Source organism: Clostridium sp. DSM 17811 (genome assembly GCF_018861905.1).
In the GTDB taxonomy this organism is placed as follows: Bacteria; Bacillota; Clostridia; order Clostridiales; family Clostridiaceae; genus Clostridium_AD; species Clostridium_AD frigoriphilum.
In genome coordinates this window covers 25,608-50,015 of record NZ_JAHLDU010000006.1, presented here as the reverse complement: position 1 = coordinate 50,015, position 24,408 = coordinate 25,608, and the positions used below count along the sequence as shown (strand labels likewise).

The 24,408-nt window shown below is 32.4% G+C and carries 23 protein-coding genes; 18 read left to right on the top strand and 5 right to left on the bottom strand.

Features of this window, described 5'->3' with window-relative positions:
- Positions 1–6: 6 nt before the first annotated feature.
- The 4 genes from KPL44_RS09565 to KPL44_RS09550 form a co-directional block, all read right to left on the bottom strand.
- Complete coding sequence (locus tag KPL44_RS09565; RefSeq protein WP_216249122.1) at positions 7–273, bottom strand: hypothetical protein; 267 nt, start codon at positions 271–273, stop codon at positions 7–9.
- Between the two features lie 107 nt (positions 274–380).
- Positions 381–2,564: a glycosyltransferase family 39 protein gene (locus KPL44_RS09560; protein ID WP_216249119.1), complete on the bottom strand. Its 2,184-nt coding sequence runs from the start codon at positions 2,562–2,564 to the stop codon at positions 381–383.
- 253 nt (positions 2,565–2,817) lie between these two features.
- Entirely contained in the window at positions 2,818–4,224 is a 1,407-nt protein-coding gene (locus tag KPL44_RS09555) for a HAMP domain-containing sensor histidine kinase (protein WP_407935001.1), read from the bottom strand.
- Positions 4,218–4,904, bottom strand: coding sequence for a response regulator transcription factor (locus KPL44_RS09550; protein WP_216249112.1), 687 nt, complete (start codon positions 4,902–4,904; stop codon positions 4,218–4,220). Before KPL44_RS09550 ends, KPL44_RS09555 begins: the two co-directional genes overlap by 7 nt.
- A gap of 273 nt (positions 4,905–5,177) precedes the next feature.
- On the opposite strand from KPL44_RS09550, the gene KPL44_RS09545 reads away from it, so the two are divergent.
- The 4 genes from KPL44_RS09545 to KPL44_RS09530 are packed head-to-tail and all read left to right on the top strand — an operon-like array spanning position 5,178 to position 8,982.
- Positions 5,178–5,639: an SseB family protein gene (locus tag KPL44_RS09545; RefSeq protein WP_216249109.1), complete on the top strand. Its 462-nt coding sequence runs from the start codon at positions 5,178–5,180 to the stop codon at positions 5,637–5,639.
- 30 nt (positions 5,640–5,669) lie between these two features.
- Positions 5,670–6,998, top strand: coding sequence for an MATE family efflux transporter (locus KPL44_RS09540; protein ID WP_216249107.1), 1,329 nt, complete (start codon positions 5,670–5,672; stop codon positions 6,996–6,998).
- Positions 6,999–7,057: 59 nt separating this feature from the next.
- The gene (locus KPL44_RS09535) at positions 7,058–7,663 is read left to right on the top strand and encodes a DedA family protein (protein ID WP_216249105.1); all 606 of its coding nucleotides are present in this window, start codon (positions 7,058–7,060) and stop codon (positions 7,661–7,663) included.
- Positions 7,664–7,710: 47 nt separating this feature from the next.
- Positions 7,711–8,982: a dicarboxylate/amino acid:cation symporter gene (locus KPL44_RS09530; RefSeq protein ID WP_216249103.1), complete on the top strand. Its 1,272-nt coding sequence runs from the start codon at positions 7,711–7,713 to the stop codon at positions 8,980–8,982.
- A gap of 237 nt (positions 8,983–9,219) precedes the next feature.
- Here KPL44_RS09530 and KPL44_RS09525 read toward each other — a convergent pair whose 3' ends face one another.
- Positions 9,220–9,624 carry a helix-turn-helix domain-containing protein gene (locus KPL44_RS09525; protein WP_216249101.1) on the bottom strand — a complete coding sequence of 135 codons (405 nt, stop codon included), beginning with the start codon at positions 9,622–9,624 and terminating at the stop codon, positions 9,220–9,222.
- Positions 9,625–9,879: 255 nt separating this feature from the next.
- Between KPL44_RS09525 and KPL44_RS09520 the strand changes: the two genes are divergently transcribed.
- The 14 genes from KPL44_RS09520 to KPL44_RS26035 all read left to right on the top strand — a co-directional run bounded on the left by KPL44_RS09520 (position 9,880) and on the right by KPL44_RS26035 (position 24,408).
- Positions 9,880–10,284 (top strand): ferritin family protein, encoded by a 405-nt coding sequence (locus tag KPL44_RS09520; protein ID WP_216249098.1) that lies wholly within the window; start codon positions 9,880–9,882, stop codon positions 10,282–10,284.
- Positions 10,285–10,498: 214 nt separating this feature from the next.
- Positions 10,499–11,119, top strand: a complete 621-nt coding sequence (locus tag KPL44_RS09515; protein ID WP_216249498.1) for a DNA-3-methyladenine glycosylase — start codon at positions 10,499–10,501, stop codon at positions 11,117–11,119.
- A 32-nt stretch (positions 11,120–11,151) separates the two neighbouring features.
- The gene (locus KPL44_RS09510) at positions 11,152–11,460 is read left to right on the top strand and encodes a hypothetical protein (RefSeq protein ID WP_216249096.1); all 309 of its coding nucleotides are present in this window, start codon (positions 11,152–11,154) and stop codon (positions 11,458–11,460) included.
- Positions 11,461–11,513: 53 nt separating this feature from the next.
- Positions 11,514–12,422 carry a LysR family transcriptional regulator gene (locus KPL44_RS09505; RefSeq protein ID WP_331702036.1) on the top strand — a complete coding sequence of 303 codons (909 nt, stop codon included), beginning with the start codon at positions 11,514–11,516 and terminating at the stop codon, positions 12,420–12,422.
- Between the two features lie 166 nt (positions 12,423–12,588).
- Positions 12,589–12,711, top strand: a complete 123-nt coding sequence (locus KPL44_RS25770) for a hypothetical protein (protein ID WP_301182953.1) — start codon at positions 12,589–12,591, stop codon at positions 12,709–12,711.
- 358 nt (positions 12,712–13,069) lie between these two features.
- Positions 13,070–13,723: a CoA transferase subunit A gene (locus KPL44_RS09500; RefSeq protein WP_216249092.1), complete on the top strand. Its 654-nt coding sequence runs from the start codon at positions 13,070–13,072 to the stop codon at positions 13,721–13,723.
- Positions 13,723–14,373 (top strand): 3-oxoacid CoA-transferase subunit B, encoded by a 651-nt coding sequence (locus KPL44_RS09495; protein WP_216249090.1) that lies wholly within the window; start codon positions 13,723–13,725, stop codon positions 14,371–14,373. Before KPL44_RS09500 ends, KPL44_RS09495 begins: the two co-directional genes overlap by 1 nt.
- Before the next feature lie 30 nt (positions 14,374–14,403).
- Complete coding sequence (locus tag KPL44_RS09490) at positions 14,404–15,231, top strand: 3-keto-5-aminohexanoate cleavage protein (RefSeq protein ID WP_216249088.1); 828 nt, start codon at positions 14,404–14,406, stop codon at positions 15,229–15,231.
- Between the two features lie 98 nt (positions 15,232–15,329).
- Complete coding sequence (locus tag KPL44_RS09485; RefSeq protein ID WP_216249086.1) at positions 15,330–16,265, top strand: 3-hydroxyacyl-CoA dehydrogenase family protein; 936 nt, start codon at positions 15,330–15,332, stop codon at positions 16,263–16,265.
- Between the two features lie 224 nt (positions 16,266–16,489).
- Positions 16,490–18,034, top strand: coding sequence for a sigma-54 interaction domain-containing protein (locus KPL44_RS09480; RefSeq protein WP_216249084.1), 1,545 nt, complete (start codon positions 16,490–16,492; stop codon positions 18,032–18,034).
- A gap of 604 nt (positions 18,035–18,638) precedes the next feature.
- Positions 18,639–19,457, top strand: coding sequence for a DAPG hydrolase family protein (locus tag KPL44_RS09475; RefSeq protein ID WP_216249082.1), 819 nt, complete (start codon positions 18,639–18,641; stop codon positions 19,455–19,457).
- Between the two features lie 189 nt (positions 19,458–19,646).
- Positions 19,647–21,128, top strand: a complete 1,482-nt coding sequence (locus KPL44_RS09470; RefSeq protein ID WP_216249080.1) for an FAD-dependent oxidoreductase — start codon at positions 19,647–19,649, stop codon at positions 21,126–21,128.
- Between the two features lie 71 nt (positions 21,129–21,199).
- Positions 21,200–23,290 (top strand): FAD-dependent oxidoreductase, encoded by a 2,091-nt coding sequence (locus KPL44_RS09465; protein ID WP_216249078.1) that lies wholly within the window; start codon positions 21,200–21,202, stop codon positions 23,288–23,290.
- 14 nt (positions 23,291–23,304) lie between these two features.
- Positions 23,305–24,408, top strand: coding sequence for an NADH-ubiquinone oxidoreductase-F iron-sulfur binding region domain-containing protein (locus KPL44_RS26035; RefSeq protein ID WP_216249077.1), 1,104 nt, complete (start codon positions 23,305–23,307; stop codon positions 24,406–24,408).

Here is a 24,408-nt window from a genome sequence, read left to right as displayed (position 1 = left end):
CTGAACTTATTTTACTGATTTTTGGGAATCTCCACTTGGAGGATTTCCATTAGGTTTAGTACCACTTTTATTTTTAAAATCACCTTGAGGTCTTGTACCACCTTTTTTGCCAAAATTACCTTGTGGCATTTTACCGGCTCCACCTTGAGGGAAACTACTACTTGTTGCATGGCTTGTGGTATATTTGTATGCATATACAAAGGTTCCCATCATCCCAGAAAGAGTTATTATAAGTGCTAAGACTAAGATTGATAAATTCTTTTTTATTTTCATTGATGTACCCTCATCTTTCTTGCTCCTTTAAATTGTTTAGTAAAAGCAGATTCTATATGTTTTCATACAGAATCTGCTTTTTAAAATAAGGTTAATTATAATTAATATTATTTTGTAGTATCAGCACCTTTTAAATCATATAATGCTTGAGATGTTTGACCTCCAAATTTTTGAGTCATTGAATTTGCAGTTTTTGTAGTAGTTGTTACTGCAGTTTTGCTAGTTGCAGTTGCTGTTTTAGTAGTAGCTGTTGCTGCCTTAGTAGTTGTGGTATCTTTCCATTTACTTTCTGCAACTAGTGTGCCAGCCTTTTTAGCCCATGTCATAATATCGCTAGTTGAGCCACCACCGCCACCTTGGCCTCCAATCATTACATATCTAACTCCTCCACTTTTAACTAGTGCTTTAAACTGAGCAAGTGTTATTGCTTTATCAGTTCCAAAGAAGCCCCAAGTCATTACAGATTCGCCAGTTTTAATTATTATATCTGATGCAATACCGTTAGTAGACGAAGTTACAAGGATATATTTTTCAGTTGTTTTATTAGCTAGTAAGAATTTTGTTAACTTATCATTACTAGAATCACTTAAAGAACCCATACCCATACCTGCATTTTCACTTTTACTGCTAGAAATTAAACTTAGTCCAGCAGCTGGGAATGTTCCTGATTCAGCTCCAAATAAAGTAGTTGCAGACCAAACAGTAGGGGTTATTAGTAGTCCTATTAAAGCAGTTCCTACTAATATCTTCGAAAGCTTCAAATTATTATTTTTCTTTAACTTAAGAATAATAAGTATTATTGAAGATGCATTGCATAAAATAGATAAAGCTATCATTAAAATCTTAGTAATACTAGAAGTACTGTAGAAGTAAGATAAAACAAATAACTGAAGTGCTCCATCTACAATAAGTGTTACTGGTAAGATCCAAGATTTCCATCCGCCTTCAATGTAAAGTTCCCACATAGAAACAATTCCGATTCCTGCGAGCGCCGCAATTGGTGCAGCAAGCATAGTTAAATAATAAGGATGAAATAAACCTGTTGTGAAACTGAAATATATAAATTCAGGTATTAACCACATTGACCATAATAGTAAATCTAATTTTCTCTTGTTATTAAAAGCAGGCTTGAATTTTTCTTTTAATATTGATGCGAGGAATCCAAGGACTGCAATAGGGAATAACCATATTATTTGATCAGACATACCAGTAGTAACAAACAATCTTGTAACGCTTGATACTGCGCTACCACCCATACTGCTGTTACCGCCACCACCGCCAGATTTTCCGCCTGGTCCAGCACCACTTGGCATTCCACTAGGTCTAGTTCCTGTAGGGGGAGTACCACCTTGCATTCCACCTTGAGCGTTTGTATTAGCAGAAGCGCTTGAACTGGTAGATTTTGCAGCAGAATTACTAGTAGTTGTAGTGCTTGTCTTACTTCCTTCGGTTATTTTAACTTGAGTTTTAGCTTTACCAATACCACCTCCAGTAGTACTGCTTCCAAGGCCAAGTCTTTCAAGTCCATTATGTCCAATTATAAGTTCTAATTCTGAGTTATTTGTACTACTGCCCACATAAGGTCTGTTTGCAGCAGGTATTAAATCTACAACTATTGCCCATGAGAATGAAACAACAAGTAATACAAGGGTTCCACAGATAAGATGAATTATTCTCTTTTTAAGAGAAATTGCACTTGATAAAAGATAAACTAAGTATATAGCTGGAACAATCATATAAGCTTGAAGCATTTTTATATTAAAACCAACACCTACAATAGCTAAACTTATTAGAAGATATTTAAATTTCCCTTTCTCAGCAGCTATAGAAATAAACCAACATGCGATTAGAAGAGTTAAAACAAGTAAGTTATCACAAGTGTTATTTCTACTTACTGCAACAAACATTGGTGTTGTTGCAAGAAATAAGGCTGAGAGAAGACCAGCCGTAGTTCCAAAAGATCTCTTAACAATTTTGTATATTACAAAAACCGAGATTACTCCTGCAAGAGCCTGTGGAAGAACAATACTCCATCCACTATATCCAAAGATTTTAGCAGATATTGCTTGAAGCCAAAAACCTAGAGGCGGTTTATCAATGGTCACAAAGCTTGCTGGGTCAAAAGATACGAAGAAGAAATTCTTTAAACTCATAGTCATGCTTTTTACGCCAGCAGCATAATATAGATTTGAATAACCCTCTATGCTTATATTAGCAAAATTTAAGATTGCAGATAATATTAGTACTAATGACAGTAAAATCTTTTCTTTAGTAAGTTTTATTTTTTTCATTTTAATTTGCTCCTTTTTAGAATGGTTTAACCGTAAAATAGGCCTTTCCATAATTAGTTTTAGTATATATTTTTTATCCCCCCATTTTATTTAAAATAAAGTTTGTATATTATTTCTAAGTGGACTACTTACATCTCTATAAATAAGATTATAATCATAAATTGTAGTAGTAGTATCAAATAATTATGTGAGCTTTATGTGATTATAAATTACATAAGTAAAAGCAATCAACATGACTGCTGATTGCTTTTATTTACAGAGGATACCTAATTGAAAAACTAACACCGATATCTCTATTTGTAACTTCTATCTCTCCATTATAATAATTTATAATTTTTTTACAAATGGCAAGACCAAGTCCAAATTTACCAGTCTTATCTTTATAGAAATTATCAAAAATGTGAGACAGATGTTCCTCAGGGATATTAGGGCCATCATTATAGATCTCAACTACAACAAAGTTACCTTCTTTTTTTAGGGTTACGCTAATTTTCTCTTTGGCATATCTAAGGCTATTATCTAATATATTTTCAATAGAAACCTGTATTTTATCCGCATTTCCAGTAATAATAGCTTCTCCAATGTTTAAATCCCATTGTATGTTACTATTAACTACTTCAAATCTATTTGTAATATGATAAAGTAAGCGATGCATATTAATTTCAATATTTTCAAAGTTGTTTTCTAAAACATAATCAAGAGTATTTAAATATAACATTTGTTTAACTTTCTTTTCAAGCCTTAGAGCCTCATCCCTTATTATCTGCGCATTTTGCTCCACTGATTCCACATATACACCATCAATTATTGCCTCGGCATGACTCATAATTACCATAATTGGTGTTTTTAAATCGTGAGATATGCTTTGTAGAAAGAGTTTCTCTTCTTCATCTCCACGTTTTAATTCTTTTCGCATCATATTCATAGAGTTTGCTAGTCTTCCAATTTCGTCTTCATTTTTAACATTGATAGGCTCTTCCCAATCTTTATGGGATATTCTAATGGTATAATTTTCTAGTTCCTTAAGTGGTTTTGAAATGTAGTTTGCAACCAGTTTAGCACAAAGGAAACCAATAGCTATAAATAAGACACCTATTCCAAGTACCATGTAAAGTAGTCGACTATCTTGTTTTTCAGGCACATAACTTATTAAATATGATGTTCCAGAGGTCCCATATTTAATTGAACTTATAAAGAAAATAAATTTAGTATTATTGTATGATTCTTTAACTTGTTTTTCATAAAGGGTGCCTGGTGTAATGTAACTTGCCATCCACATTTTAAGGTTCTTCTCATTTGCCCTAAAAGGTGAGTTAACGTTACCCGGGTTTTCAGGTGGTAATCCGTGGGCCTTATTTATAGTTACAATTTCAGCTTTATTATTTTTATCTTTAGTTACAATGTAATAATCGCTGTCCTTAAGATTTCTTAGCTCATCAAATCTGTTAGGAGCGTTAAATTTACTAGCTTTCAATAAAATGTCACGAGACACTTCATGAGACACTTTTAAAGCTTGAGCTATACCTGTCTCAGTTATAGTTCTAAAAGCCACAAGGTAAAAGATTGAAATACTAAAAATTATTATAAGTATTATTGCTGTAAAGGTTGTCCATATTCTCATGGTTAGTGATTTAAATTTATAATTAAATTTTTTCATGATTTGTAAACCAGTTTATAGCCATATCCATATACTGTTTCTATTGTGAACTTATCTATTTTTTTTCTTAGCCTTCTTATAACATCATCAACAACTCTATCTGAACCAAAGTAATCATCGCCCCATACATTATCTAATATCTGTTCTCTAGACACCAAATTATTTTTATTTTCAATAAAATAATATAGTAGTTCAAATTCTTTTTTAGTTAAAATAATCTCGTCGCTTCCTATAAAAACAGTTCTTTGTTTTTTGCTAATACGATATCCTGCCATGTTTAAATCATCACTTATTGATGTAACATTTATTTTAGCTGTGCTAGAAATTCTCTCTAAAAGTTTATTAGTTCTAATAATAAGCTCTCTAGGTAAAAATGGTTTTGACAAATAATCATCGCTACCAAGCTCAAGGCCAACCACCCGATCAAGTTCCTCATTTCTTGCAGACATAAAAATAACAGGAGTATTTTTATTAAAAGCCTTAATAGCTTTAATAATTTCATAACCATCAATATCTGGAAGCATTATATCTAATATCCAAAGATCAGGCATATCCTCAATTCTTGCTATTGCAGGATTACCAGTAGAAAAAGTAGTTACTTCATAACCTTCACGTTCCAAGTATTTTTCAAGTAAAAGATTTAAACTTATTTCATCTTCAACAAGATATATTTTTTTTGCCAAGTGTATCATCCTCCGATTTAATAGGTGCTAAGACCTATAATTTACAAAACAACTAAGTACACACCATATAATGCCTTATATTTTATATTCTATCATATAATTCTCAAAACATTTCTAATTATTTATGTAAAGATTATGTGTTTTTTAAATAATAAACTGAATTTTGATTGTTATGTAAGTTCGTAATATAAACTTGTTTCGTGATTAGACATATTAATCTGTAGAGTTACAGAGTATAATGGATATTATTTGGTTAATAGGAGGATGAGTTTTATGATAAAAGGAAATAAGCCAGTAACTAATCCAGAATTAGTTGATAGTATGAATAAATTTATAAACGAGAAAAGTGCGGTGAATGAACTTAATCTTATCGAGGAAATAAATAAATCACATTTAATGACACCTGTAATAATAAGTAGTGTGGTAGAAAAGGGGGTAATTCCAGAAGGAGCAACGGTTAGTTTTAAAACTATAACTAATGCAGAAAATGAATCTTATATAGTTACATTTACAGATAATGATGAATTATGTAAATGGTCAAAGGATAAGCAGGAAACACTAGCATATACATATAATGATTTGAATGGAATTGTTTTAGAAAACATAAATACGGTAAAGGGATTTGTTATAAATCCATATAATCAAATATTTATTATTACACCTGAGTTAATGTTGTACTTTTCTCAAAGAAAAGCTGAGATAGCCGCAAAAGAAGACTCTTTTAAAATTATTTAATTTAGTTGAAAGATTGGATGTGTTTTTAAATTGATAACAGACATGACGAAGGGAAATATACCTAAACATTTAGTTGGGTTTGCAATACCTTTAATACTTGGAAACCTTTTTCAACTTAGTTATAATGCAGCAGACTCTATTATAGTGGGTCGTTATGTTGGCACAAATGCATTAGCAGCGGTCGGTACTGCCAATCCTATTATGAACATTGCAATGTTTTTTATTATAGGAATTTGCATGGGAGCTTCTGTATTAATGAGTGAATATTTTGGACAAGGCGATAAAAAAAAGCTTAAACGTGAAATATCTACAACTTTTATAGCTGGTTTTATTTTTACAGTGATTATTATAATTGTTTGCATTATTTTGACTAGGCCAATTCTTCTAATGATAAATACTCCAATTGAAATATTAGCAGATGCAACAAGTTACTTAAGAATAATATTTTGTGGATTAGTTTTTACATTCTTATACAATGTTTATGCTGCGACTCTTCGTAGTATGGGAGATTCAAAAACGCCATTATTATTTTTAATAATATCTTCAGTTTTAAATGTAGTCATGGATATTATTTTTGTAGTGTATTTGCATATGGGGGTTAATGGAGCAGCAATAGCAACGGTTACTGCAGAAGTAATTGCGAGCGTTCTTTGTATTTCATATGCTTATAGGAAATTCCCAATACTTAGATTTTCAAGAAAAGAACTTATTATAGATAGCGCTTTACTTAAAATTACAATTAACTATAGTTGGGTTACCGCTATGCAACAGACATGCCTTTATGTTGGAAAAGTATTTGTTCAAGGAGCAGTTAATCCTCTAGGAGTAGAATCTATTGCTACATTTAATGCAGTAAACCGTGTAGATGATTTTGCTTTTGCACCAGAACAAAGCATTAGTAACGGAATGACTACCTTTCTCGCTCAGAATAGAGGAGCTAAAAAAAATGAACGTATAAAGCAAGGCTTTTGGTATGGAATGAAGATTGAGTCCTTATATTGGCTTTTGCTTTTAGTGGTAATATACTTTGGAGCTCCACATATAATGAATTTATTTGTCCCAGAAAAAAATTCGAAAGTAGTAGAACTTGGAGTAAGGTATCTTGAAATGATGGCATTTTTTTATTTGCTTCCAAGTTGGACAAATGGAATACAAGGATATTTCAGAGGAATGGGAGATTTAAAGGTTACATTACGGTCAACGTTTATACAAATGGTTGGAAGAGTGTCATTTACATACTTATTGGCTCCTAAATATGGTATTGTAGGGGTAGCCCTAGCCTGCCTTGCTGGATGGATTATTATGCTAGCATATGAAGTTCCGCTTTGCATTAAACACAGAAAAAACTATAGATGCTAAAATAATTATTACTAAAATGTTTATACTGAAACAAGTTTTTGAATTTACGGGAGGGAAATATGGTAGAAAGTTTAATTAACATGGTAATTTTAGTTATGGGTAAATTGGGGTATTTAGGTGTTTTTGTATTTATGGCTCTTGAAAGCGCCTGTATTCCAATACCTAGTGAGGCAATACTTCCTTTTGGTGGTTATTTAAGCTATATAGGAAGACTGAGCATAATCCCAACTATAATTATAGGAACGCTTGGAGGAACATTTGGTTCAATCTTAGCTTATTATTTAGGTAAATTAGGTGGAAGACCTTTAGTTGAGAAATATGCATCTTATTTGCATTTATCAAAATCGAGTTTAGATAAAAGTGATGTATACTTTAAAAAATATGGAGAGAAAATTGTATTTTATTCAAGGCTACTTCCTATCGTAAGAACTTTTATTTCGCTCCCAGCAGGGATAAGTAATATGGACTTTAAAAAGTTCACAGTGTATACTTTTTTTGGTTCATTAATTTGGAGTACTTTACTTGGGTTTACTGGTTATTACATGGGGGCAAAGTGGGTTATAATTAGGCCATGGTTTCATTATGCAGATATTGTTATGGTAATTGTAATAGTAGGACTTATAGGATACAAATTAATGACAATAAAAAAAGTGAAAAAATCGTAAATTAAAGATTATAATATAGACTAAAATTTAATATGAGGGAGTTATAGATGAAGAAGTTATTCAAAAACTATAAATCAACAATTATTCTTTTAGGGTCAGTTATACTTGGAGGGATTATAGGGATTGTAATGGGACCAAAATCTTCTGTATTAGAACCTTTTGGAAAATTATTTATAAATCTAATGTTTATGATTTTGGTCCCATTAGTATTTTTTAGTGTTTCTTCTGCTATGGCGAATATTAGTGGAATGAAAAGACTAGGTAAAATTATGGGAAGTATTATGTTGGTTTTTTTATCTACAGCACTTATTGCAGCGATTATTGGCACGGTAGGAGCGTTTATTATGAAGCCAACGAGTGGTCTTCATATTGATATGTTTAAAAGTTTAATGAAGAATGCTGTAGACACTCAAACTATTGAAAAAGTTTCATTTTTAGATCAACTTGTGAATACATTTACTGTTTCAGATTTTGTTGATTTACTCTCAAGAAAGAATATGTTACAACTTGTTATATTTTCAATTATTTTTGGAATTTCAGTTTCTCTTTCTGGAGAAAAAGCAAAACCGCTTGCGAGGTTACTTGAGGCTGGTTCGATTACAATGATGAAAGTTGTTAAAATTATAATGTATTATGCACCTATTGGTTTAGGGTGTTATTTTGCTTCAATGGTAGGTCAACTTGGAGGTCAAATTCTAAATGGATATTTAAAAATATTTGTATTATATTTAATAATTTCTGTAATTTATTATTTTGGATTTTTTAGTTTATATGCTTTTGTTGCAGCTGGAAAAAATGGTGTAAGAATATTTTGGAAAAATGCTGTTACACCTTCAGTCACAGCTTTAGCCACTTGCTCTAGCGCGGCTTGTATACCAGCTAACTTAGAAACTGTAAAAAAAATTGGGGTACCATATGATATTGCAGAGACTGTAATTCCACTTGGTGCAAATATGCATAAGGATGGGTCTGTATTTGGTGGTGTTATGAAAATCACACTTTTAATGGGCTTATTTGGTAAAGATATGACTAGTGTTAGCTCAATACTTGGTATTATAGGGGTTTCACTTCTAGTAGGGGCGGTTATGGGTGCTATTCCTAGTGGTGGAATGATTGGCGAAATGCTAATATTAAGTGTATATGGTTTACCACCAGAAGTTCTTCCGATTATTGCAGTTGTTAGTGTCATTATAGATGCACCAGCAACGCTACTTAATTCTACAGGAAACACGGTATGTTCTATGCTTGTTACTAGACTAGTAGAAGGTAAGAACTGGTTAAAACATGATAAAAAAATTGCTAGCGAAACGAGTATATAAATAAGATATTGAATTATTATATAATACATATAAATATGAAAAAGAGCCTCGCGTGGGATAAAATTCCACAGCGGAGCTCTCTTTTTTAATTATTCATCAATTTTACAAATTGGTAATAGCGTTGGAGGAGTTAGCGCTATAATAACTTTAGCTGGACTATCATCAACATTTTGACAAAGATGAGGGTAGGTACTATCTAGGTGAATACTATCTCCTACTTCTAGGGTAGATGAGAAATCACCTTGTGTTATTTCCTAGTAGCACGGTAATAAACTCTTCGCCATCATGGGTATGAGTGCTATTACCTGCTTGATAACCTGAAGGAAGATTAACTATTAATACTTGTAATTGATGGCCAAAAGCTGCTGATAATACCTCTACTTCGGGGCCCTCTGCTAACTTTATTTTTGGCCTAAAATCTTTCCTTACGAGCTCTGGTTTAAATAATTGATCTTCTAGAAAGTTTTTTATTGGAATTTTAAGTGCTGAAGAAATTTTTTTAAGACTTTCTAATGATAGAGAAACTTTATCATTTTCAACTTGGCTGATGAATCCACAGGATAATCCAGTGTCCTCAGCTAATTTGGAAATGTTAATATTTATTTGTTGTCTGTAATTTCTAATTTTATTTCCGATAGACATTATATAACACCCCTTAAATAGTTTAGTGATACAAAATATTATTTACTATCACTAAAAAAATATTGACGCCGATAAGAATATTTGCTAATATTAAATAAATGTTAGTAGTACTAATATATTATTATCTACAACAAAATGCAAGCTAAAATGATGTACATTTAATATAAATAAGTTTAGCAAGGTGAAAATAAAAAATAAAGTGCTAAAAATATTTACATTAATTTAATTAAAGTTATTAAATCAGGAGGTTATTATATGAGTATTTATGGAGTAACAAAAGGTACAAAATTTGAAGAACAAATAGATAAAAATGGAAAAGGTGAAGAGCAAGGCGCAGGAATGTATGCAGGGCTTGCATATCTCGCTAAAGAAAGAGGACTTGATGAATTATCAGAAGTTCTTTTAAAAATAGCAGCAGACGAAATGCGTCATGCTGGTATGTATGCAGTTCTTAATGGTCATACCAACGAAGATATTTTACAATTTTTAAAAAAGATTGCACCAGCTGAGAGTAATGCTTTTGAAAAATTAAACCAATTTGCAAGTCAGGTACGGGAAATTGGACTTGAAGATGCTGCAAAACAAATAGAATCAATTGCAGTGGATGAACGCCGTCATGGGGAGTTACTTGTAAAGCTAGTTAATAAAGCGTCTAAATAACATAATTACATTATAATAAACATAGGCGTACTCAAACCATAACATTTATGTTATGGAATGGGTACGTCTATTATTTTACCAATTATTAAATAGAAGATAGATGCTTGCCAGCTTTATATACTTTCTAATATATGAGATAATAGACTTAAAGCATGAAAGTTATCACTAGGATAGTAAATGTTATGGTAGATGTATTTATTAGGAGGGGTTTGTTATAAAACTTACTAGAGAATTTTATGCTAGAGAGACTTTGCAGGTTGCGAGCGAACTACTGGGAAAAATACTTGTGCATGAAATTAATGGAGTAAAGCTTATGGGAAAGATAGTTGAAACAGAAGCCTACATAGGGTCAATAGATAAAGCTTGCCATGCTTATGGAGGGAAACATACACCTAGGGTTGAAACTTTATATGGTATGCCTGGCATAGCATATGTATATTTTATTTATGGAATGTACCATTGCTTTAATGTAATAACAAAGGAAGAAGGGTTTCCAGAGGGGGTTTTAATAAGAGCTATTGAGCCAATAGGTGACCTTGATGAAATGGCAAAATTAAGATTTAAGAAAGATTATAATGAATTAACAAAAGCTCAAATTAAAAATTTAACCACAGGTCCATCTAAGTTATGCATAGCTATGAATATAAATAAAGAAAATAACCAGCAAGATTTGTGTACAAGTGAATTATATATTGAAGAGTCAAAGGATAAAGAAGAAATACAAATTATAGAAGATAAGAGAATTGGTATTAATTATGCAGAAGAAGCAGCTGACTTTTTATGGAGATTTTATATCAAAGATAATATTTGTGTATCTGTTAAACATAGAGTTTGACAGTATAATAAGACTGAAGGGAAGTAATGAAAATGAGCTTTTTATTTAATGATAAAGAAAAAAATGGAGTAGAAGAAATTAGATTTGGGAAAAAAATTAATAAAAATAGAGTGATTACAAGGGCAGTAACGTTAAAAATATTAAATACAGCAATCATATACAATGATGAGGAAGATTATTATGACACATTAGCTACTTGTGCTAATGAGAATAATATAATAGAGACTATTAGTATAGAAGGGTTTGAAATACATGAAAATGTTGTAGAGCTTAAAGGGGCTTATATTGACTATGAACAAGATTCGGATATAAACTCTACTGGAACAATATATTATTTATAATTTAATATGAACTTTGAATAATATAATCAAATAATATATAAGAAGGGTGGTGAATTATTATAAGTTATAAAAGAATAACTTTACTTCAAATTGATTATTTTTTTGCTATAGCTAAATACCTTAACTTTACAGAAGCTGCAAAGTCTTTGTATGTTTCACAACCTTCTTTGAGTAAGCAAACCGCTATTCTAGAAAGTGAAATAGGTGTTCAGCTTTTTTATAGAACAAAACGCAATGTCCGTTTAACACCGGCTGGTGTTGTTCTTTTTAAGGAATTAAGTGGTATATCTGAACGTATTGAAAGAGCTATAGAAAAGTCAAGAAAACCTGATTTGGGTGAAAATGGTACTATTACTATTGGGTGTTTAGAGGCTATGGATACAAGTATATTTTTACCTATAATTGTAAAAAAATTTAAAGAAAAATATTCTAGTGTGAATGTTGTTTTTGAGAGGCATACTTTTAAAATGCTAAGAGAAAAACTTATTAATGGGACGTTAGATATAATATTTACACTTTCTTTTGAGATTGATGATTCTCTTGGATTACTATGGGAAAATGTATATAAACAAAATAGTAGTATTGTAATGCAAGCAATAAATCCTTTAGCTAATAAAAAGGATTTAGTATTTGAAGATTTTAAAGATGAAAATTTTATTATGATTTCAAGAGATGAAACACCTAATGGATTTGATGGAATAATAAGTCTATGTAGGAAGCATGGGTTTACTCCTAAGATTGTAAAGGAGCTTCCAAATGTAGAGTCCCTACTTTTATGTGTAGAGTCAGGACTTGGAATTTCACTAGTTGATAGTAATATTAGAATGCATAATAACGAGAATTTTAAATTCTTTAAATTAGAAGATGATTTTATAAGTGTAGTTATGGCTTGGCAAAAGGAAAATATGAATCCGGTAGTTCCATTATTCACTAATAATGCTTTAAATGAAGTGAAAATATAAAATTATATTAATATTATTAATATAAGAAAAGTATGGCGAAGGCTATGCTTTTCTTATATTTTGAGGAGAGCATATGTGTTAGTTGTAACATAAAAGAATAAGAGCAATTCTAAATGGGTATTGTGTTCTTCCAAATGGAGCTGCTTATGTTGCCGTTAACAATAATATGAATAGGTACAAATATGTATTTTCAGCAATTACAATAAAAGGAGTAGAGGTTAAGAATAGAATCGAAGTAGCACCAATGGTTACTTGTAAGGCTACGGCAGAAGGCTGGGTAACAAAATAATTAATTGAATTCTACAGACCTTTTGCAAAAGGTTTTAACAATGCAAAACAGTATTAAACCTAATACAATTTTGTATTGGGTTATGACACGTGTTTTGTCTTTATGTTTTAAAAAATTTAATAATGTTAATACAGTAATGTATCAAAAAAAGGATAACGGTAAGAAAACGTTATTCTTTTTTTTAGTGTAAAGATTAAGAAGTGTATAGGATTGATAAAATTAAACAACATACATCACCTATTTTCAATAGCTTAGTTCATTTTAAGAGTTAATTGGAGAGTTTTTACACTGGATTGGCATGAGAGTTGCTTTACATATTATTATCAAGAAAATTTAAATCAAAATAAAGGGGTCTAATATGAAGAAAATAAAAAACATAGACGAGATAATGGTATATATCAAGGATGGTATGACAATTATGATCGGTGGATTTATGGGAGTTGGATCGCCTGAGATGATAATTGATGCAATGGTTAAGAAAGGTGTAAAGGATTTAACTATCATAGCAAATGATACGGGATTTCCTAATATAGGTATAGGAAAATTAGTTGTTAATAAACAGGTGAAAAAAGTAATTGCCTCACATATCGGACTTAACCCAGAAACTGGACGTCAAATGAACAGTGGTGAACTAATAGTTGAGTTAGTACCACAAGGTACATTGGCAGAACAAATTAGATGTGGTGGTGCAGGTATAGGAGGTTTTTTAACACAAACTGGTTTAGGAACCACAGTTGAAGAAGGTAAACAAAAGATTAATGTAAATGGCCTTGAATATCTTCTCGAATTACCACTAAAAGCAGATTTAGCACTTATAGGTGGATCAATTGTAGATAAAGATGGAAATGTCTTTTACAATGCATCAACAAGAAATTTTAATCCTTTAATGGCCACGGCTGCTGAAGTAGTGATAGTTGGAGCAGAAAAGATTGTTGAAGTTGGAGAAATTAATCCACATCAAGTTATGACACCTAGTATATTTGTGGACTATATCATTGGAGGTGAAAAATAGTGAACAGTAAAGAGTTTATTGCAAGAAGAATTGCAAAAGAATTAAAAGATGGGGACGTAGTAAATTTGGGTATTGGTCTCCCAACTATGGTAGCAAATTTTATACCAGAAGGCGTTAATGTAATATTGCAGTCAGAAAACGGTTTTATTGGACTAGGGGAAGCTCCAGAAGCTGGTAAAGAAGATAAAGATATTGTTAATGCGGGAGCTCAGTTTGTTACAATCAAGAAATCAGGATCTTATTTTGATAGTGCTACCTCCTTTGGAATAATACGAGGAGGACATGTACATGCTACTGTTTTAGGTGCTCTGCAGGTAGACGAGAAAGGCAACCTTGCAAACCATATGATACCTGGAAAGATGGTTCCTGGTATGGGGGGAGCAATGGATCTTGTCAGTGGTGCTAAAAGAGTAATCATAGCTATGACTCATACAGCTAAAGGTGAACCTAAAATATTAAAAAAATGTAGACTTCCGCTTACAGCAGTTGGAAAAGTTAGTCTTATTATTACGGAAATGGCAGTAATTGAAGTAACGCCAAAGGGGCTTTTACTGAAGGAAATTGCACCGGGAATATCTATTGAAGATATACTAAAGGGAACAGAAGCAGATCTTATAATTGATGATAATTTAAAAATTATAGAGGTATAGTACAAAAAAATAGTGAGAGAAGGAGTTATTATGAAAAATAAAGTATTATTAACTGTAGCAACAACGGGAGCATGGCCTCAAAAAAAAGATACGCCTTATATTCCGCTTCAACCAGAAGAAATTGCTGACGAAATATGTGCTTGTGCAAAAGCTGGTGCTTCAATCGCACATATTCATGTTAGAGATAATGAAAATCAGGCATCAATGAGTTTTGAAAAATTTGAGAAAACTGTAAAGCTTGTTCGTAAGTCTTGTGATATTGTAATTAATTTAACAACATCTGGTGGAATTGGGTTAACAGATGATATAAGAATAAAGCCTTTTTCTGTTTTAAAACCTGAAATGGCATCATTTGATTGTGGATCAATGAACTGGCAGAATTCAACTGTATTTGAAAATAGTCCAAAGTTTCTTGAAAAAGCAGGATTAGCTATGCAGGAGAATAACGTAAAACCCGAAATTGAAGTATTTGATGCTGGCATGGTTTACAATGCACTTTATTATTTAAAAAAAGGATTTTTAAAGGCACCGCTTCATTTCCAATTTGTATTAGGAGTGCCAGGTGGAATGACTGCTACAGTTGAAAATTTAATGTTCCTTAAAAGCTTAATTCCTGCGGATTCAACTTGGGGTGCACTTGGAATAGGGAAACAACATTTGCCAATTATGTATGCAACATTGGCCTTGGGTGGAAATTTAAGAGTAGGCATGGAAGATAATATTTATTATAGATTTGGAGAACTAGCAAAGTCCAATGTTGATTTTATTGAAAGGACAAAGAGAATTGTGACTGAACTAGACAAACAAATAGCAACACCAGCTGAGGCAAGAATTATACTAGGTCTTAAGAATTGTTAATCTAAAAAAATTTAACATATGACACCACATAATAGTGAGGTAGGAGCAAGTCCTGCCTTTTGTTTATAGATAACAGAAAATAATTATTTGGGGAGGTAATGATTGTGAGTTTAGAACATATTACAGTATTTGGACCAGGAATGATGGGTAGTGGAATAGCTCAAGTATTTGCTAGTTGTGAAGATTTAAAGGTAACAATTTTTATAAGAGAAAAAGTTGAATACGATTGTATGGATAAAATAAAAGCTAACCTTGCAGTTTTTGAGGAAAAAGGGATTATTACAGAAGATGAAATAAATAATATTTTGGGTAGAATTATACTAACAGAAGATATTGCAGTAGCAGTAAAGGAAGCTGATTTTGTAATTGAATGTATACCTGAGAATATGGAGTTAAAACAAAATTTATTCGCAAAACTTGAATCAATTTGTAGGCAAGATACTGTATTTGCTACTAATACATCAGTAATGAGTATTACTGAAATATCCCAAAAATGCAATAATAAATCAAGGATAGTAGGATGTCATTTTTGGAATCCTCCATATTTAATTCCGCTTGTTGAAGTGGTTAAGTCGGATTATACATCAGAGGAAGTTATGAATAAAACTATGGAGCTTTTAACGAAAGCGAAAAAACATCCTATAAGAGTGGGTAAAGATGTACCGGGTTTTGTTGCAAATAGATTGCAACATGCGCTTTGGAGGGAAGCTATATCAATAGTTGAAAGAGGAATAGCGGATGCTGCAACTGTTGATGAGGCTATTAAATTTGGTTTTGGATTAAGATTACCAATACTTGGACCTATGGAAAATGCAGATATGGTGGGGACAGACTTAACACTTTCAATTCATAGCTATATATTAAAACATCTGGAGAACTCTACTGAGCCATCACCTCTTTTAAAAGAGAAAGTAAAGCAGGGAAACATAGGGTTTAAAACTGGTAAGGGATTTCAAGAATGGACATCTGAGCAAGTTAAAGAGTCAAATGATGGGTTAAGAGAATATTTGATTAAGGTTTTATATAACGTATAAATTTTTCTACAATAGAAATATAATGTACCCTATATCATAGGTGAAATTCTTCAACATGAAACTCATGAAAATTCAAAAATTGAATTTCATGAGTTATTTTAATATTACAATCTATATTTTTCCTTATTAGCCTTACTTGCACTCATATAGTGTACAATTAAAGAAGAAGTGAATTGCTTTAAAGCATACCAAGGTTATTATAAAGTAATGTTAGGAGATAACATATGAATAAAATTTTTTTTGAAATCGATGATGAAGTAAGGGAAGAAATAGAAGGTTTAAATGATTTAGAACATATAGAAGTAGACGATGCCACTTTTAAAATATTATGTAATTATAAAAATAGTATAAAAAAACAAAATGAAGAGTTAAATGGACTAAAACAATATAAAGAACGAGAATTGAGTGCATTTGCTATAGGAGATGCAGTATCAGATGGAATCTGCATGGTTGATGGTAAAGGGATTGTTACGGCAATAAATAAAGGATATACAGAAATAACAGAAATAACAGAAAAAGATATAATAGGAAAAAACATTAAAATATTGTTGGATAATAAATATTTTAACAATGCAGTCTCTTTACTGGTAATTGAGCAAAAAAAGAAAATAACAATGTTATCTACAATTAATAAAAACAATAAAAAAGTATTAATAACTGGGAATCCATTTTTTAATGATAAAGGCGAAGTAACACAGGTATTAACAGTGATGAGGGATTTAACAGAACTTCTAAAATTAAAAGATAAATTGGAAAGCGTAGAGAAAAAGAGTGAAAAGTATTTGCATGAATTAAATTATTTTAGAAACAAAAAGAGAGAGAGTGTTGATATCATCGGAGAAAGTGTCAAGATGATGCAGCTAAAAGAAATAATAAGTCATGTTGCAAAAACAGCAGCTACTATTTTAATTACTGGTGAAACAGGATGTGGGAAAGAAGTGGTTTCAAAAGAAATCCACAATAGAAGTAATAGAAAAAATGAACCGTATATTAAAGTGAATTGCGCAGCTATACCAGATTCATTAATTGAATCCGAATTATTTGGATATGAAAAAGGAGCATTCACAGGCGCTCAAAATAAAGAAAAGTTAGGTATGTTTGAACTAGCAAATGGTGGAACAATACTCCTAGATGAAATTGGAGAGATGCCGCTTACGCTACAATCAAAATTGCTTAGAGTTCTTCAAGAAAAGGAACTGATGAGGGTAGGCGGAGTAAAAAGTATAAAGCTAGATGTGCGTGTTATTGCATCTACAAACCAAGTATTAAGTGAATTAATATCGCAAGGGAAATTTAGGCAAGACTTGTTTTATCGCTTAAATGTTGTACCAATAAAAATTCCACCTCTTAGAGAAAGAAAAGAAGATATTTCCATTTTTGCAGAGACGTTTTTAGAAAAATTTAATACTAAATATAGTAAAGAAAAAATTTTTGGCAACATGGCAGTAATTGCTTTTGAACAATATGATTGGCCAGGAAATGTTAGAGAATTGCAAAATGTTATTGAAAGATTGCTTGTGATTGATGATGAGAAGTATATAACATATACGGATATAATAAGTATACTAGGTATAAATAAACCGGAAGTACATTTTGTAGATCATACTTTAACGCTGAGAGAAGCTGTGGATGCTTTAGAAAAAGAAATGATAGAACTTGCTATAAAAAATTATGGAAGTACATACAAAGCAGCAAAAGTTTTAGGAGTTACCCAACCTACAGTTTTCAGAAAAGCAAAGGCTTTGGGAGTACGATTAAATAATTCATAATATTATTGCCAACAGGCTTTTATGAGGTACTATTTTAAAAAAGTCATTAAATTTAATGGCTTTTTTGTTATGCAAAAAAAATCAAGGGCAATAATACAAGATTTTATTATCCGATACAAGAGTGTATTAATTTGTGAGTTGAGCAACATCATAGAATGTTCCTTATAAAGTAAAAAAGCAATACAATTTTGTATTGAAAGTGTCTTTATAATAAAAAGTGTTTTGAATTTAAAAATAAAAATTTATAGTCAATTACAAAGTTTAAGTACTTTTTTATAGTATAAAAGTTTATTTATATGAGGTTGGCATGATCATTGCTATATAAATATGATAAAGATAAATTTATTATATCTATAGAAATGTCGTGAAAACGATTTGGTGGTGGGGATTAATTATATGTTTTTTATAAAGATAAGCAAATATACACTTATAACATATAAGCATAAGTGCGATTCCAAATAGGTATTTTATGTGTCTTTAAAACATTGATATAATATAAACAAGTAGATGTAAATATACAATCATTATGATATAGAGAGTTTAAAACTAAAGATTTGTATTGTAACTATAATATAAAAATAATATTGTAAGGAGAAGAAATAATATGAGAGAGTTAAGAAAAGAGTTAACACCACAAGAAGAGCAGAAGTCCTATGCAAAATATTTTAACCAACCTATAGTTAGCCCAAACCCAGAACTAATGGCAATTCTTCAGGAAGGACCAATGGATCCTAACAAAGTTTTAATGCTGGGAAATGTAAACGTATTACTAAAGGATGGATATAGCGATGTAGAGACAGGGTACTGTGTACTTCCAAATGGAACGGCATATGTTGCTGTGAATAACAAATTTCCAGGAGTAACCTTAGAAATGATTAATTGGTGGTTTGCATGGCACGGTCTTGAAGATTTACGATACATGTTATGGTTTAAAAAAGGACATTATGGCATAGATATTAGTGAGAAAGATCGAGCAAAAATACTTGACCCAACCACACCTATACTTGAAAAATTTCAGGGTTGTACTCATCATGTAATTGAGGATACTGGAAATGGACCAGAAGATATTCAAATTTCCTTTTTAAAGCCAGAAGAATTAGGCTTTGACATGGAAGAATTGAACTCTAAGGACATTACTGTAGTTACAGGCAATGGAGTTGCTCAGTCAAGAAAAGGTGGACCTAAAGCTCCTGCTGTAATGCTACACTATTTCAGAGAAATACCTGGAGGAGTGGAATCACGTTCTAGATTTTGGATGGGCTATCATATGATTGACAAAAAACCATGTAAACTACTTCCAGATGGAATACAAATTCCTGTACAAGCACCTAGGGGATTAGCATTCCATAACGTTGAAGAGTATAGTAATTTAGCAGCAATTTTACCTGATTTGTATAATGAAATGGGTGGCAAAATAGAGTAATTATATTTAATATTTTGATTCAATTTAAAAAATATTAACTAGCGGGAATTATGAATATGGAAAGAAAATCCGGTTAGTACAAGCTGGTTTTGCTCCAAAGGATAAATTAACAATGTAAAAAATAAGTATTATAAATTAGTAACTCAAGTATTAATAACTTTAACAAAATATAAATATGGAGGTTTTAAAATGAAGAAATTAGAAACAGATATAATCGTTGTTGCAGGTGGTCTTTCAGGACTAGCATCAGCTATCTCAGCAGCAGAAAATGGATCAAGAGTAATTGTATTTGAAAAGTCTAATACAACTGGCGGAGCAGCTAATATGGGTATGGGACCACTTGGAGTAGGTTCATCAATCCAAAAAAATCAAATGATTTCACTTACTCCAGGTGAAGCTTTTAGAAAACATATGTATTTCACACATTATCGCGTAGATGCACATATGGTTCGTGACTACTACTATAAGTCAGGAGAGACTATTGATTGGCTTGTTGATATGGGTGTTGAGTTCTGTGGAGTTCAAAGAGCATTCAGTGCACCTGAAAATACAAGAGCTTACTCTGATGGTGAATTCACATGGCACGTTATAAAACCAGAGGGTGGCGGAGTACCTGGTCCTCGTGCGGCGACTTCAATGATTAAGAAAATGACAGAAAAGGCATTGGAACTAGGTGTTGAATTTATGTTCGAAACACCAGTAAGCAAGGTTATTATGGAAGATGGAAAAGCAGTTGGTGTAATTGCAAAGGATAAAGCTGGACAAGAAGTGGAAGCAAGAGGAACATCTGTTATTTTAGCAACAGGTGGATTTGGAGATAATCCTCAAATGATAAAAGAAGAAACAGGTTATGAATTTGGTAAAACAATATTTAATTTTGCTATACCAGGTATGAAGGGTGAAGGTATCAAAATGGCATGGGAAGCTGGCGCAGGGCATACAACATGCATTATGGAATTAATGTATCAATTGCCAGATAACATGAACCATTTCATTCTTGATGGAGCATTCCGTCAACCGTGCTTATGGGTAAATAGACTAGGCCAAAGGTTTATGCCTGAAGATCAGATTGGAAATACAACATTTACAGGAAATGCAATCACTGCTCAACCTGGGAATGTAGCATACGCTATCTTCGATAGCAAGCTACTTAAAAAATACAAGAAAAAAGGACCAGACATGGTGTCTCATGTACATCCACATGATCTATATGATCATTTTGATGAACAGTGGGAAAGAGACATTGAAGCAGGATACGAATCAATAGCACAGGCTGATACTATTGAGGAGTTAGCTGAAAAAGTAGGTGTTGATGTGGCTGGATTAGTAGCTCAAGTAGAAGAATACAACGATATGTGTGCAAAGGGATATGATGAACTATTTGAAAAAGACAGAATGTATATGCAATCAATTGAAAAAGGACCTTTCTACATTTGTCGTCAAAATGTTGGTGCGTATGGTTCTGTAGGTGGAGTTCTTATTAACCATAAGACAGAAGCTATGACAAAAGATTACAAGGTAATCCCTGGCTTATATGCAGTTGGTACAGATGCATGTAATATTTTTGGAGATAGTTATCCATTTATTTTATCAGGAAATACAATGGGTTTCTGTTTGAACAGCGGACGTATCGCAGGTGAAAATGCAGCTGCAAAGTTAAACAATTTTTAGTCGAAAAATATGAAAAACTAGGCGGGCAACAGTTATAATATTGCCTGCCTAGTTTAGGTGGAGGAATAACTTTGAAAATTATAATTGAAGGAAAAGAAATTGAAGCAAAAGAAGGTATATCAGTATTAGATGCTGCTCTTAAAGCCGGAATTTACATTCCTCATTTGTGCAACCATCCTGATTTAGAAGCCACTGGAGGTTGCCGTTTATGTTCAGTCTCGGTAGATGGAATAGATCAGGCGGTGCCGTCTTGTAAAACTATAGTGCAAGAAGGTATGGTAGTTGAGATAAATTCTGAAAAAGCAGACAAAACTCGTAAAATGGCTATGGAGTTAATTCTTGCAAGCCATCCAGCAGATTGTACAGGCTGCCCAAAGTACGGTAAATGCGAACTACAGTCCATGTATCAATACATGGGTGTCGGACCGGAAAAATGGAAAAAGAAATCAAGAACGGTTCCAAATGATGATAGTAATCCATTAATTTCGCACTTATTTACCAGGTGTGTTCGTTGTGGACGTTGTGTTAGAGCTTGCAGAGAATTAAGAGGTGTTAAGGTTTTAGATTTCCAAAGAACAAAAGATGGCATTCGTATAGGAACTGATGGCGGTATATCACTAGAAGAAGCAGGTTGTAAATTCTGTGGAGCATGTATTGAAGTGTGCCCTACAGGTTCTATTATGGACACATTAGGAATGGTAAAAGAAAATGTTTCTTATAGTGATTCTATTGTTCCTTGCAAAAGTGCTTGTCCAGCACATACAGATATACCAAGGTATATAAGATACATTAAAGAAGGGGATTTTGCAAAAGCTACAGCGGTAATTCGTGAAAGAGTTCCATTCCCTGAAACCCTTGGAAACATCTGTAACCATGTATGTGAAGATCACTGCAAGCGTAATGAACTGGAAAATCCAATATCAGTATGTAAGTTGAAAAGAGCTGCAGCAGGAAATGATGATGGTTCCTGGAAGAAAAATATTCGAAGATCAGAGCCAACAGGTAAAAAAGTAGCAATAGTAGGTGCAGGTCCTGCTGGATTAACATCAGCATATTACCTTGCGAAAAAAGGTCATGAAGTTACAGTATTTGAAGAAAACGAAAAAGCTGGGGGACAATGCCGTTATGGAATTCCAGCATATCGTTTAGCTGATGAAGTGCTTGACAGAGAGATCGCGGACATATTGGCTGAGGGTGTAGAACTTTTAACTAATGCTAAAGTAACTTCGCCAAAAGAATTATTAAGCAAGGGTTACGAGGCAGTTCTTGTATCTGTTGGAACACATAAAGGTACATTGTTACCACTAGAAGGAAATAATTTGCAAGGTGTATATATAAATGCAGATTTCCTAAAGAAGGCTCGCCAAGGTGTTATAGTTGACATAAAAGAAAGCGTAGTAGTTCTAGGTGGTGGAAATGTTGCTTATGATTGTGCTAGAACAGCTTTAAGGCTTGGGGCAAAGGAAGTTCATATAGCATGTCTTGAAAATCTTGAGCAAATGACTGCTACAAAGGATGAAATTGAAGAAGGAAAAGAAGAAGGTATTATTCTTCATTTTGCACATTCATTCCTAAGAATTACAGGAAGTGAAAAGGTGGAAGGAGTAGAGCTTCAAAAAATTGAAAAATTCTATTTTGATAGTAATAGAAAAGCAGTTATTGAATTAGTTGAAGGGTCTAATGAAGTAGTGCCTGCAGATAGTGTTATTTTTGCCGTTGGACAAAGACCGGCTGGAACAGAAGACATGGAGCTTGAGCTAAGTCATGGACCATACATCAAGACTAATGAAGATTTAGAAACGAGCGTAGAAGGAATATTTGCAACTGGAGATGTAGTAACAGGTACAAAATCTGTAGTAACTGCCATTGCGGGAGGACGTAAAAGTGCAGAAGTTATTGATAAGTACCTAGGTGGAGATGGTGATATAAGTGAGCAGTTAGTTGAGAGTGAAACACCTAGTCCATATATCGGGAAATATACTGGATTTGCGAAGCTTAAGAGAACTATGCCTAAGTTTAAAAATCCTCAAACAAGAAAATGCAATTTTGATGTTGTAGAAGAAGTATTTACAAAGGAAGCAGCAAAATGTGAAGCAAGTCGCTGCCTGCAGTGTGATTTAAGATTAAATCTAACACAGTCTAAACTGTGGAATGAGTACTAGGAGGGAGAAATAGCGTGAGTGAATATTTAATATGTAATGCAGTGCCTGCGTATAAGGAGGCACCTGTTTCAATTGATATTTTAAAGGATAGTACCTCTCAGGTTTTAGAAGCTATTTATTCAAAAAAAGCAGAAAAAAACTATATTATTTTAGATGTAGAGGAAAAAGATATTAAGTCTAAAATAGAGACTAAAGCTAAAAACTATCCAGATATGGATTTAAATATAATATTAGTTGATGGAAGTTTTGGATTTGTATATAGAAATGCAAGTGCTATTTTAAAGGTTATAGAAGGTGAAAAGCCAATTCCTTCATCTGTAAAAGAAAATGATGCAGTATGCACTGTAGAAATGTTGTTAGATTCTGAATATAAAAATGTATATGTTGACGGAAGTACAAAGAACAAGGGAAAATTCTCCTTATCAAAGAACATAACTCCAAGAGAGCTATTGGAGACATGCGGTGTAAATGGAATATTTAAAGGAATGTATCTAGGTTATCCAATGGGAGTGATCATAGGAGAAGGAGATTTAGAGAATAAACTTGAGCTAAGCACTGATTATATTTGTATCTTTGATGAAACAGATTGTATTTTAGATCAGCTAAAAAATATTTCTAAGGTATACACAAGGGAAACCTGTGGAAGGTGCGTCTTTGGGCATGAGGGAGTAACTCAGATTAATATGCTTTTATCTGACATTTCACAGAAAAAAGGAAAATCAAGCGATGTAGCATTATTGTTAGGTTTATGTGGCGAAATGAAAAATCAAGTGCTTTGTGGAATAGATGCAACATTAGCGACAACAGTTATAAGTGCTATAAGCAATTTTAGGGAAGAAATAGAAGAACACATAACTAAAAAGGTATGTAAGGCATCGGTATGTAGCAAGTTCTTTACTTATCATATCTTAGTAGATAAATGCATTGGATGTACGGAGTGTCAGGATGTCTGTGAAGAAGATGCAATACTAGGAAAGAAAAAGTTTATCCATGTAATTGATCAAGGCGAATGCACTCAATGTGGAGCCTGCTTGGTTGCTTGTGATGAAGAAGCTATTGTAAAGGCAGGACCTATTAAACCTAGATGTCCGCAAAAGCCTATACCTTGTAAACGTTAA

Excerpts from the sequence above, each read along its gene's own strand:
- KPL44_RS09565 (WP_216249122.1), bottom strand. The coding sequence starts at position 273 with ATGAAAATAAAAAAGAATTTATCAATCTTAGTCTTAGCACTTATAATA.
- KPL44_RS09560 (WP_216249119.1), bottom strand. The coding sequence starts at position 2,564 with ATGAAAAAAATAAAACTTACTAAAGAAAAGATTTTACTGTCATTAGTA.
- KPL44_RS09545 (WP_216249109.1), top strand. The coding sequence starts at position 5,178 with ATGATAAAAGGAAATAAGCCAGTAACTAATCCAGAATTAGTTGATAGT.
- KPL44_RS09535 (WP_216249105.1), top strand. The coding sequence starts at position 7,058 with ATGGTAGAAAGTTTAATTAACATGGTAATTTTAGTTATGGGTAAATTG.
- KPL44_RS09530 (WP_216249103.1), top strand. The coding sequence starts at position 7,711 with ATGAAGAAGTTATTCAAAAACTATAAATCAACAATTATTCTTTTAGGG.
- KPL44_RS09525 (WP_216249101.1), bottom strand. The coding sequence starts at position 9,624 with ATGTCTATCGGAAATAAAATTAGAAATTACAGACAACAAATAAATATT.
- KPL44_RS09520 (WP_216249098.1), top strand. The coding sequence starts at position 9,880 with ATGAGTATTTATGGAGTAACAAAAGGTACAAAATTTGAAGAACAAATA.
- KPL44_RS09510 (WP_216249096.1), top strand. The coding sequence starts at position 11,152 with ATGAGCTTTTTATTTAATGATAAAGAAAAAAATGGAGTAGAAGAAATT.
- KPL44_RS25770 (WP_301182953.1), top strand. The coding sequence starts at position 12,589 with ATGAATAGGTACAAATATGTATTTTCAGCAATTACAATAAAAGGAGTA.
- KPL44_RS09500 (WP_216249092.1), top strand. The coding sequence starts at position 13,070 with ATGAAGAAAATAAAAAACATAGACGAGATAATGGTATATATCAAGGAT.
- KPL44_RS09490 (WP_216249088.1), top strand. The coding sequence starts at position 14,404 with ATGAAAAATAAAGTATTATTAACTGTAGCAACAACGGGAGCATGGCCT.
- KPL44_RS09485 (WP_216249086.1), top strand. The coding sequence starts at position 15,330 with ATGATTGTGAGTTTAGAACATATTACAGTATTTGGACCAGGAATGATG.
- KPL44_RS09480 (WP_216249084.1), top strand. The coding sequence starts at position 16,490 with ATGAATAAAATTTTTTTTGAAATCGATGATGAAGTAAGGGAAGAAATA.
- KPL44_RS09475 (WP_216249082.1), top strand. The coding sequence starts at position 18,639 with ATGAGAGAGTTAAGAAAAGAGTTAACACCACAAGAAGAGCAGAAGTCC.
- KPL44_RS09470 (WP_216249080.1), top strand. The coding sequence starts at position 19,647 with ATGAAGAAATTAGAAACAGATATAATCGTTGTTGCAGGTGGTCTTTCA.